General features: G+C 28.4%; 12 protein-coding genes and 1 pseudogene. 3 read left to right on the top strand and 10 right to left on the bottom strand.

Annotated features, from left to right (window positions below; translation table 11 throughout):
* Positions 1-115, top strand: a pseudogene (locus ACVFVN_RS14105) (IS1595 family transposase); the annotation flags it as partial.
* 74 nt (positions 116-189) lie between these two features.
* Here the strand turns inward: ACVFVN_RS14105 and ACVFVN_RS14100 are convergent.
* Both ACVFVN_RS14100 and ACVFVN_RS14095 read right to left on the bottom strand, forming a co-directional pair.
* The gene (locus ACVFVN_RS14100) at positions 190-582 is read right to left on the bottom strand and encodes a hypothetical protein (RefSeq protein WP_456235773.1); all 393 of its coding nucleotides are present in this window, start codon (positions 580-582) and stop codon (positions 190-192) included.
* Between the two features lie 240 nt (positions 583-822).
* Positions 823-1,302, bottom strand: coding sequence for a hypothetical protein (locus ACVFVN_RS14095; RefSeq protein WP_456235772.1), 480 nt, complete (start codon positions 1,300-1,302; stop codon positions 823-825).
* Positions 1,303-1,352: 50 nt separating this feature from the next.
* Here ACVFVN_RS14095 and ACVFVN_RS14090 point away from each other — a divergent pair, with 50 nt between their 5' ends.
* A complete protein-coding gene (locus ACVFVN_RS14090) occupies positions 1,353-1,496 on the top strand; it encodes a hypothetical protein (RefSeq protein ID WP_456235771.1) in 144 nt (47 codons plus the stop codon).
* Between the two features lie 104 nt (positions 1,497-1,600).
* On the opposite strand, the gene ACVFVN_RS14085 is transcribed toward ACVFVN_RS14090, so the two are convergent.
* The 7 genes from ACVFVN_RS14085 to ACVFVN_RS14055 form a co-directional block, all read right to left on the bottom strand.
* Positions 1,601-2,113 carry a hypothetical protein gene (locus ACVFVN_RS14085; RefSeq protein WP_456235770.1) on the bottom strand — a complete coding sequence of 171 codons (513 nt, stop codon included), beginning with the start codon at positions 2,111-2,113 and terminating at the stop codon, positions 1,601-1,603.
* A gap of 245 nt (positions 2,114-2,358) precedes the next feature.
* On the bottom strand, positions 2,359-2,886 hold the full coding sequence (locus ACVFVN_RS14080) for a hypothetical protein (RefSeq protein ID WP_456235769.1): 528 nt from the start codon (positions 2,884-2,886) through the stop codon (positions 2,359-2,361).
* Positions 2,887-3,819: 933 nt separating this feature from the next.
* Positions 3,820-5,091, bottom strand: a complete 1,272-nt coding sequence (locus tag ACVFVN_RS14075; protein WP_431413262.1) for a hypothetical protein — start codon at positions 5,089-5,091, stop codon at positions 3,820-3,822.
* Positions 5,092-5,275: 184 nt separating this feature from the next.
* Entirely contained in the window at positions 5,276-5,950 is a 675-nt protein-coding gene (locus tag ACVFVN_RS14070; RefSeq protein WP_456235768.1) for a hypothetical protein, read from the bottom strand.
* A 233-nt stretch (positions 5,951-6,183) separates the two neighbouring features.
* The gene (locus tag ACVFVN_RS14065; RefSeq protein WP_456235767.1) at positions 6,184-6,621 is read right to left on the bottom strand and encodes a tetratricopeptide repeat protein; all 438 of its coding nucleotides are present in this window, start codon (positions 6,619-6,621) and stop codon (positions 6,184-6,186) included.
* 292 nt (positions 6,622-6,913) lie between these two features.
* Complete coding sequence (locus tag ACVFVN_RS14060) at positions 6,914-7,588, bottom strand: hypothetical protein (RefSeq protein ID WP_456235766.1); 675 nt, start codon at positions 7,586-7,588, stop codon at positions 6,914-6,916.
* 225 nt (positions 7,589-7,813) lie between these two features.
* The gene (locus tag ACVFVN_RS14055; RefSeq protein WP_456235765.1) at positions 7,814-8,335 is read right to left on the bottom strand and encodes a DUF6584 family protein; all 522 of its coding nucleotides are present in this window, start codon (positions 8,333-8,335) and stop codon (positions 7,814-7,816) included.
* A 19-nt stretch (positions 8,336-8,354) separates the two neighbouring features.
* On the opposite strand from ACVFVN_RS14055, the gene ACVFVN_RS14050 reads away from it, so the two are divergent.
* Complete coding sequence (locus tag ACVFVN_RS14050) at positions 8,355-8,477, top strand: hypothetical protein (protein WP_456235764.1); 123 nt, start codon at positions 8,355-8,357, stop codon at positions 8,475-8,477.
* A gap of 786 nt (positions 8,478-9,263) precedes the next feature.
* Here ACVFVN_RS14050 and ACVFVN_RS14045 read toward each other — a convergent pair.
* Entirely contained in the window at positions 9,264-9,893 is a 630-nt protein-coding gene (locus ACVFVN_RS14045) for a GIY-YIG nuclease family protein (protein WP_456235763.1), read from the bottom strand.
* Between the last annotated feature and the right edge of the window lie 167 nt (positions 9,894-10,060).

The following is a 10,060-nucleotide window of genomic DNA, read 5'->3' as shown; positions in this document are numbered from 1 at the left end:
CAAAAGGAAATACTTACAGTTGTATCTCAACGAGTTTATTTACAAATTAAACAGACGGTATTTTGGAGACAAACTCTTTGACAGACTAGTAATTGCGAATATAACAGGTGCATAAACGGATAATCAGATATTGGAATTAGTAAGAACAAAATTGAAGTTAATATTTTGTAGTAAATTGGTTGCATCGCTTTATATACTTATAAATCTATTACTAAAGCCTTCTTTCTCAATGTATACAATTTCACAATCTCCAAAAACTATAATAGATTCAGAATCAGAGCCGATAATTTGAGTTAACGCATCTTTAATTTCCAGAGTGTCCCCGTCAAGATTTGAAATTTCGGAAATCACATAGCAATTTTTTAGATTTTTAATTTTTCGAATTTTTGATTCAATTTCGTCATATTCATTTCCTTTAATTTTTTCAAAAAGTTCTGTTTGTAAAAGATTATTTTTATTCAGTTCATCAATGAATTTTTTACGTTTTTTCTCCGTTTGAATAAATTCAATTAGTCGATTTTGTTTTTCTTTTACAAAGAATTTTTTAATAAGTTTCGTTTCTAATTCAATGTTGTATTTCATTCGGAAATTCTTTTTGACAGCGAGTTTGGATAAAATGTCGCATAACGAAAAAGTATTGGCGAAGTGCGGGCTTTCGAAGAACAAAAAGTTCAAGAATTCAGAAACGTAGCCGATGCTTTTTCACTTCTGCTAACTTACAAAAAATTGCAGAATTGAAAAGCATGAGCGGATTATTTTTTCTGCTTTTCAATTTTGCACTTTCCCCGCATTTTGCCAATACAATGTTAGCCGTAGTTTTTCTTAATAGTAATGGTCTAATATCTTTAGCTTATTGGATTCTGAATCAATCTCAATTTCGAATTCTCGAGAACTATTAGGAAATGTAATTTTTCTAACATAAATATTTTCAATGCTATAATTTTGAATTATTTGGTCATTATTTAATTCTTTCGAGTATTCATTTTTCCGATAATCATCAAATTCTTTTTCTTGTACTTTTTGAAATTTTTTGGATTTAGAAATTTCATTTACTAATTTAGTTTTATCTTCATTTGATATTTTCAATTCATATTCGTAATAATAATCCCAGTTTTCTTCATTATTTGATGTGAGAATTTTATAATTATTTACATTTGAAAGTTTTGCCTCATAAAGTTTTTCTTTGATAATATCTTTGTCTGATTTTTTTAAAATATAATTGAATCCAATAAATATTGATACAATAGAAAATAAGATTATCGAAACTTCTTTGATTCCGTTAAATTTTTTTACGAAAATCATAAACAAAGCGATTGGAATTAAGATGAGAATTAAAATAATTATCAAGAAGAATGTCATTTACTCGTGTTTTAAGAGTTATTTTGGACAAAATTACGGCTAACGGAAAAAGTATTGGCGAAGTGCGGGCTTTCGAAGAACTAAAAGTTCAAGAACGACCAATCGTAGCCGATATTTTTTCAATGGAGCTAAGTTAATCAAAAATGTGGAATTGGAAAATATTGGCGGCTAAAAAAGTGGAGTAGTTCAACTTGTTACTTCTCCCCGCATTTTGCCAATACAATGTTATCTGCTGTCTCTTTTAACTTTCATTTTTACAGACAATTTTTTCAGATTTTATCAGTTTGAATTTTTTAGTTTTATCATTCCAAATATATTGATTTCTTACAGGTTTGTCGTATTGTCCATTTGTAAAATTGTTCAAAATCAATAAATTACTGTTTGGTTTTGTAATAAATGTTTCCTCATTTAGGCATTTGAACACAGCTTCTGGAGAAAACACTTCACTATTTTCTGGAATATCATAAATTTTCCCTGTATTTATATCGGCTAAAACTGCTGAAGTTTCATAGTTTGTGGAACCAATATTTAACAAAATATAATGCCCTCCAAAATTCACATTTGTATTATTATACAATTCTTTAGACATTTGAGAGTAAGTTTTAGTAACGGAATTAGATAAATTTTTCAGTGGTGCCTTTTTAGATTTTTGAACTTTTACTGGATACTTTTCAAAATCAAAGTTTGATGTTTTTTGACAAAATGCAGTAATTGAAGTAAAAATTAATGCGAGCGAAAAGATAAGTTTCTTCATTTTTAAAATATGTTTTTTGTGTTAATCGGGTTTTATGAGATAGCAGATAACGGAAAAAGGCTTTGCGAAGTGCGGGAATTCGAAGAACCAAAAGTTCAAGAATTCAGAAACGAAGCAAATGCTTTTTCAGATTGTCTAATTTAGTTAAAAAAACAATATGAAAAGCAGTTGCGTATTGTTTTGACAAAATTTCTATCAAGACTTAAACCCCGCATTTTGCAAAACCTATGTTATCTGCAGTATTTTTAGTTCGTAATAAACTTGAATTTTTGTTGTTCAAGCAAATTTCTTATTAAAATTGAATCTTTTTGTGGAAAGATTTCCATAATTTTATTCTTTTCAATAATTATTGTCCAAGGTGTGAGATTATAGGTATACGGAAATTTTGCTTTATTAAAATTTTCATATTCCAGATTTTTAAAGAATTTAGCTTTTGGAAAATTAACGTCTAAATTATCATTTGTAGTAATTAATTTATATTTTCCAATTCCATACACATTTTTGTATTCAGTATCAATCAGAAGTTCTGGATTCACAAAATAGACACTTGTAGTTTGTTTTGTGTCATTCAAAATGTTTGATAGTATTATTATATTTTTTTCAGGATTGACTTCATTATTCCTATTTCTAAAATTTATATATGTCTCAACGAATTTGTAATAATATTTTTCATTATTTAATTCTGATTTCATTGTAGAACAGGAAACCATCAAAGTAAATACTGTTGAAATTTTAAATAATTGTTTTAATGATAATTTCAATTTTTCTTTCATGTGGATGTACAGTCGTAGTGGAATAATTGCAGATAACGAAAAAGTATTGGCGAAGTGCGGGAATTCGAAGGACTGAAAGTTCAAGAATTCAGAAACGTAGCCGATGCTTTTTCACTTTTGCTAACTTACAAAAAATCGCAGAATTGAAAAGCATTCGGCGGAATATTTTTACAAAATTTCAACTTTTACAAAATCCCGCATTTTGCCAATACACTGTTACGCGCAGTAGAAAATGAGAAACTTTTCAACGCTGAAAAATAGTTCTAAAAAATTATGAGCAATTAAATCACAAACAAATCAGAAGAATAAAACGAAGCTTAACCAGTTTTCAAACTGCATTTTTCCAGCAAAATTTAAAACTCAATTATCTGAGATTTTTCTTTATTGTTTCTGCGCAAAGTAAAATAGAAAATTCGTAAAAAATAAAAATTATTTTTATGAAAATATTAAAAAATGGCAAAACTTTCAACTATGGTTTATGAAGTTGATATTTTCTGATTTTTTCAAATTAGAAAAATTTCAATTATAAAAAGAAAAGAGTAGAAGAAGCTTAAAAATCACGCGAAATTTTAAGCGAAAAAAACTCGAAATTTATTTGTCGAGAAAAGTGTTTTCAAGAAAATTTAAGAACTTTTTAAACCCAATATTTCTACTGAATTTTTTCTTATAAAAACCAAAAATAGCAATGTTTAAAAAAGAGAAATTATTATCCGAAAACGCGCTAATCTATTGCGTGTAACGGAAAAAGTATTGGCGAAGTGCGGGAAAAAAGTGAACTTTAGTTCAATTTTAGACCAAGCGTAGCCGATATTTTTTCAATGGAACTAAGTTAAACAAAAATGTGGAATTGGAAAATATTGGCGGCTAAATATTACAAAAAGTTCAACTAAGACTTCTCCCCGCATTTTGCCAATACAATGTTAGCAGAAGTTTTTACTTTTTTTCCAATTTGAAATATTTTGTGTTTTCAGTCAAAGCAACAACTTCTAATGTTACATAAATATTATCACTATATCCATCATTTTCTAAACCAAGATAAACAAATTTATTTTTATTAAATTTCATTAGTCCATTTCTCGAATGTGTATTTTTAATTGAATAATTAATATCACTATCGAAAGTCAAATTATTCTGAAATTTTTTAGCCTCTTTTTCCTGTGAAATAAAATAAACATTAGTGAAAGGTTTTTCTTTAGAAGGAGCATCGATTCTATTTAATAGTTGAACTGCAATTGAAGATGCTAATTTTTCTTTGTTAATTGGATTGAGAGCATCTACAATCGTCCAATTTTTATTTTTTGTATCTACATCTTCAATCAATTTTGTATAACCACCTTCAATTTTTGCATTTGTCAATTGCATTCTATATATCCAATAAATTGTATTTTGCGGAATTTCAACAGGAATAATTATTCGATCTCCATTTGTATTGATTAATCCTAAAAGTTTATGCGCTTCCATTGTGACTTCATAAGGTTCATTAAAGACATTTATTGTATTTAATTTAACTATTTCTACAAAACCTTTCTTAGGAGTATCACTCCAAATTGTATCATATTTAGGAATGTCAACTATAGGTTTCTCAGTTGATGATAAATTTGTTTGTATTTCTTTTTTAGGTTGACTAATGGAATATAAAATTATTGCACAAATACCGAAAATTCCAATACTCGAAAATACAATGATTGTTTTTTTATGTTTTCGAAGATCTATTTTAGAATTATTGATTTTTACAATAGTTTCTTTTTCTCCTTTAGTGATTCTTAAAATTCTTTGTAAAAGTTCAACTAAAGTAAATGCTTTTTCTTTGTTTTTGGCGAAAAAAATATCTATATCAAAACTTAATATTTCTCCATTTTTAAGGTTAAACACTAACGAATGATTGATAAATTTTATACTATTGATATTATTCCATTCTATTTTTGTTTGTGAATTTTTGGAGAACCAACTACTTTCAGCAATTGAAATGAAGTTTTCAGTAATTATTACTGAATCTTTTTCATTCATTCCATTTTGAAATAAAATAAGAATTTCATCATTTATTCTTAATTGATGAATTTGTGCTGCTGTTTTGTTTTTTGCTATAAATTTTGATTTTAATTGACTATAATCATATATTTCATTCCAAACTTTAGTCTCAATAAATCTTCCTTCCTTTTGTTCAAAATTGTAGCTGTTAATTATTCTTAAAATCTGTTGTTTCATTAGTTTTTCACGGGATGCTTTAAAATTTCTGCTAACGTTTCGGGGCTTTGCGATGGTGGGGCAATCGAAGCACAAATCTTCAATTTTGCACAAAAATTCAATCGAAGAACTACCGTTGAACTTTGCAGTTTCGCCCCACTATCGCAAAACCCTTGTTAGCGGTTCGTTCTTTTTCTTTCGCGTATTACATTGTATTAAAGTCGCCTGAATAATTTGTTGGATAAATTACTTCATAAAACCAGTCGTCTTTGTCAATCATAACACGTCTTCCGATTGAAACATTTTTGTCTAATTTATTTTGTTGCAAAACATCAAGAATTATCTGCATTGATTTGTCAATATCTGTTACAGTATAAAGCATATTTCCACCACCAGGTCCCAAGTCGCCAGCGAACCATTCTCCAAGTTTTTTATTTTCAAGAGCATTACTTAATTTATCTTCAACTTCTTGTCGTTTGTCAAGCAGTTGCATTTCGTCATTGAAACCTGTCGGCTGGATTTGAACAAATAAAACTTCATTACCCTTGAAAGGTGTCCAATTGTAACTGCTTTGTAATGCAATTCTTTTATTTTCGAGTTCTTGATGCGTTAACTGTTGAACAGAATTGAAAGTCTGTTTAGCACCTTCGGGAGTTGATATGTTTAAATCATATAAATGCAAGTCAAATTTGTCATTATTGGTTTTTAATGCCCTTGCAACATAAATGGTACTGTCTGTCTTTTTATATAAACTAAAAACTTCTTTGTCCGCCAACAAATTTGAGTTGATTTGTCCATTAGATTGCTTGTCTGTGTTTTGGTTGCAACTTGTCAAGCCTAATAATGTTAGAAGTCCCAACGTCAATGTTTTAAATCTCATTTTTTATTTTTCGTTTATGTTCTGTGGGGTCGTCTTTAGAATGACCGCTAACGGAAAAAGTATTGGCGAAGTGCGGGCTTTCGAAGAACTTTAGTTCAAGAAAGTTCGGACGTAGCCGATATTTTTTCCATGAAACGAACTTACAAAAAATTAGTGAAATGGAAAAATAGCGGCGGCTAAAAAAGTAGAGAAGTTCAATTTAGCCTTAAACCCCGCATTTTGCCAATACAATGTTATACGACGGTCTTGTTATTTTCTATATTTTGTGCTGATTTAATCATTTTCAAAGCTGTTTTTGCTAATATGTTATTTGGATATTCAATTAGAGTTTTTTCATAATATTCTTTGGCTTTAACTCCATTTCCAATTTGCGAATAACAAAATGCAATATTATTTAAGGCCATTTCTCGATAACTCATTTTTGAAGCAGAGAAAAGTGTTAGAAATCGATATTTATCAATCCAATTGTTTTTTTTGAAATATTCCGCACTTTGCTCGTAGTATTTAATCGCTTCATCGAATTTTTGTTCTTTCGTTAATTTCATTCCCTGGTTATGATCTTTCGCTAGAATTTTGCGAGATCCAAATGATAAAATTAAATAGGTTAAGCAACCCCAAATTATAGGTTCTTTTATTTTCAGTAAATAGTAAGTTAGAATTAGTAATGCCATGAAAATTAATTGAGGTATTACTGCAATCCAATTTGTTTGTCTAACTACTGGAATATTTTTAATAGCGTGTTGTTTGTAAAGACTGTCGTATAACGGAAAAAGGCTTTGCGAAGTGCGGGAATTCGAAGAACAAAAAGTTCAAGAATTCAGAAACGAAGCAAATGGCTTTTTCAGATTGTTAAATTAATAAAAAAAGTAATATGAAAAGCCAATTTGCGGATAAATATCTAAAATAGTTCAACTTAGACTTTAAGCCCGCATTTTGCAAAACCTATGTTACCTGCAGTCCTAATTATTTATATTTTTCTTGAATTTCCTTTTGAGTTATTTCCATTGTTGATTCTAATAAGTCAACAATATTAGTTGTTATACTAAAAAAATCTAAAGCGTATTTTTCAATTTCCTGATACTCAACTGCAACTATCATTTTTACTACTTTAATAGAATTTTGATCATAATGAATCGATAAGTCTCTATAAGATTTTAGTTTTTTAAAATCGTTTTCTAAAAACTTATCGAGCGTATTTGTTATATTTTCATACTTTACTTGGATATTTTTATATTTTAATGCGATTGGCTTTATGTTTTTTATCCAAAATGAATTATTTCGATTCGATATTTTTATAATTCCTTCTTCATTGATATTAGTGAAATTGTAAATTTTTTTTATTCCCTCGTTGATTATCACTATAATATTTCTTGTTGAAAATCGTGACTCGTATGTTGTTTCGGCTCTATTATATGAATTTAAAGAACTTAAAATATCACCTCGTAAAAAGTTAATAAATATTCTGATGTTTATTAAACTTAAGAATTCATTAATTAGAGAATAATCAATACCATTTTTTGAGCAATGTTGTTTATAGAAATCATATTGAATGCTTAAATTAACTAGAGTTTCAATTTCATCTGAATTTTTTTCCAATCTTATGTTTGTTAATTTAATCAACGATTCGATTTCATTCATTTAAACACATTTTTTGTAGGATTGCAGGTAACGAAAAAGTATTGGCGAAGTGCGGGCTGGATTTAACTGAAAGTTCAATTCAGACAGAGCGAAGCCGATGCTTTTTCAGATTGTCTAATTTAAGAAAAAAAACAATATGAAAAGCAGCGGCGACTAAAAAAGTAGAGTAGATCAATTAACCCTTAAATCCCGCATTTTGCCAATACACTGTTGTACGACGTTTTTTTATTTCACAATTATTTCAACTAATTTGTAAAATCCTAAGACAAGTAATATTCCAATAAAAATAATTACGGAAAAAAATATTAAAGCAGGAAATTTTGAATTATTAGGTTTGAAATTTGACTTTCTCGAATAATTAGGTTTCTCTTTATAAATAGGTACATTTCCAGTTTTTTCAAAACTATTTGTTTGTAGGATGTGAAGTTTAGTTTTAGCATATTCACTTAACAAATTTTCATCACCACGAAATTGAAAATCTTTTAAAACTTTATTTCCAGAATTATTAACTGTCGAAAGATAAATTTCTTGACATTTTTTTATTTCTTCATTTTTAGGCTCTGTTAAAATCCAGAATAATCCAGCACGATCATAAAAACCACTTTCATAATAAATTTCAGCAAGTTTTTCTCTTAATTCAAAATTATTAGGATTTTCATTTATTAAGTTTCTTAATTTATCACACGCAATAAATTTTCTTCCTTTTTTTAAATCAATTTCAATTCGTTTTAATGAATCTTCTTTCATTTGCGAGAGTTTGGATAAAATGTCGTACAACGGAAAAAGTATTGGCGAAGTGCGGGAATTCGAAGGACTGAAAGTTCAAGAATTCAGAAACGTAGCCGATGCTTTTTCACTTCTGCTAACTTACAAAAAATTGCAGAATTGAAAAGCATTCGGCGGAATATTTTTACAAAATTTCAACGTTCCCAAAATCCCGCATTTTGCCAATACACTGTTACGCGCAGTAGAAAATGAGAACTTTTCAACGCTGAAAAATAGTTCTAAAAAATTATGAGCAATTAAATCACAAACAAATCAAAAGAATAAAACGAAACTTAACCAGTTTTCAAACTGCATTTTTCCCGCAAAATTTAAAACTAAATTATCTGAAATTTTTCTCGATTGTTTTTGCGCAAAGTAAAATTGAAAATTCGTAAAAAATGAAATTATTTTTATGAAAATCTTAAAAATGATAAATCTTTCAACTCTGGTTTCTGAAGTTGATATTTTCTGATTTTTTTCAAATGGGAAAAATTTCAATTATAAAAAAGAAAAGAGTAGAAGAAGCTTAAAACGTTACGAAATTTTAAGCGAAAAAAACTCGAAATTTATTTGTCGAGAAAAGTGTTTTCAAGAAAATTAAAGAACTTTTTAAACCCAATATTTCTACTGAATTTTTTCTTATAAAACCTAAAATTTCAATGTTAAAAAAAGAGAAATTATTATCCGAAAAACGCGCTAATCTATTGCGTGTAACGGAAAAAGTATTGGCGAAGTGCGGGCTTTCGAAGAACTAAAAGTTCAAGGAAGACCAAACGTAGCGAATGCTTTTTCGATTATGCTAACTTACAAAAAAATGCAGAATTGAAAAGCATGAGCGGAATAATATTACTGCTTTTTAATTTTTTACTTTTCCCCGCATTTTGCCAATACAATGTTGTACGACGTTTTATTATATATACTTTGGGTTAGCAATATTTCTAAAGGTATTATATTTCTCTGGATTAACTAAATATGATTTATTTTCTTTTCTAATTATTCCTTTGTTTTGAAAGTATTCTTCGAAAACTTGATTGGCTTTATCATACTTACATCGATAAATTTCGCTAGATTCAGTATTGTCATCATAAATTTCACCTTCAACTTTATATTTTATTAGTTGTTGCTGTATTCCAATTTCTACCTGATTTGCATAATCACACTTTACAGCTTTGATTACAACCCAATCATTTGTGTTTCCAACTTTTCTTGAATTAAGTTTTCCAATTCTTTTTTCAGGATCTTCGGTTGTCATTCCAATTTTTATGAAGTTTTTTATAATACTTCCTGCAATATAAACATAACCAGTTTCTTTAGTTCTCTTCATAAATGCAATATGTGCAGTATTACAAACAATACAATGCGAATGTCTATCTCTTATTGTATGACCTGCATTTCCGCAAGGTGTTGTATTATACGCAAAAAGTATATCATTTTTCTTCATTTCATCTTTTAAATCAGAGATGCTTTTTCCATTTGCGTCAATAATATCATTTTTATCAATTTTATGATACTCAATGAATTCTAATAAATCTTTTTCCATATTAAGTTTTTTTGTGTGGGATTGGTGTAAAATGTCGTACAACGAAAAAGTATTGGCGAAGTGCGGGCTTTCGAAGAACAAAAAGTTCTAGGAAAGAACAAACGTAGCGAATGCTTTTTCAATACTGCTAACTTACAAAAATTTGCAGAATTGAAAAGCATGAGTGG

It is taken from the genome of Soonwooa purpurea (assembly GCF_053891095.1).
Note: the sequence above shows the minus strand (reverse complement) of the source record. Positions and strands in the feature narration are given on the sequence as shown.

Coding starts and splice junctions, on each gene's coding strand:
- ACVFVN_RS14100 (WP_456235773.1), bottom strand. CDS start 582: ATGAAATACAACATTGAATTAGAAACGAAACTTATTAAAAAATTCTTT.
- ACVFVN_RS14095 (WP_456235772.1), bottom strand. CDS start 1,302: ATGATTTTCGTAAAAAAATTTAACGGAATCAAAGAAGTTTCGATAATC.
- ACVFVN_RS14090 (WP_456235771.1), top strand. CDS start 1,353: ATGTCATTTACTCGTGTTTTAAGAGTTATTTTGGACAAAATTACGGCT.
- ACVFVN_RS14085 (WP_456235770.1), bottom strand. CDS start 2,113: ATGAAGAAACTTATCTTTTCGCTCGCATTAATTTTTACTTCAATTACT.
- ACVFVN_RS14080 (WP_456235769.1), bottom strand. CDS start 2,886: ATGAAAGAAAAATTGAAATTATCATTAAAACAATTATTTAAAATTTCA.
- ACVFVN_RS14075 (WP_431413262.1), bottom strand. CDS start 5,091: ATGAAACAACAGATTTTAAGAATAATTAACAGCTACAATTTTGAACAA.
- ACVFVN_RS14070 (WP_456235768.1), bottom strand. CDS start 5,950: ATGAGATTTAAAACATTGACGTTGGGACTTCTAACATTATTAGGCTTG.
- ACVFVN_RS14065 (WP_456235767.1), bottom strand. CDS start 6,621: ATGGCATTACTAATTCTAACTTACTATTTACTGAAAATAAAAGAACCT.
- ACVFVN_RS14060 (WP_456235766.1), bottom strand. CDS start 7,588: ATGAATGAAATCGAATCGTTGATTAAATTAACAAACATAAGATTGGAA.
- ACVFVN_RS14055 (WP_456235765.1), bottom strand. CDS start 8,335: ATGAAAGAAGATTCATTAAAACGAATTGAAATTGATTTAAAAAAAGGA.
- ACVFVN_RS14050 (WP_456235764.1), top strand. CDS start 8,355: ATGTCGTACAACGGAAAAAGTATTGGCGAAGTGCGGGAATTCGAAGGA.
- ACVFVN_RS14045 (WP_456235763.1), bottom strand. CDS start 9,893: ATGGAAAAAGATTTATTAGAATTCATTGAGTATCATAAAATTGATAAA.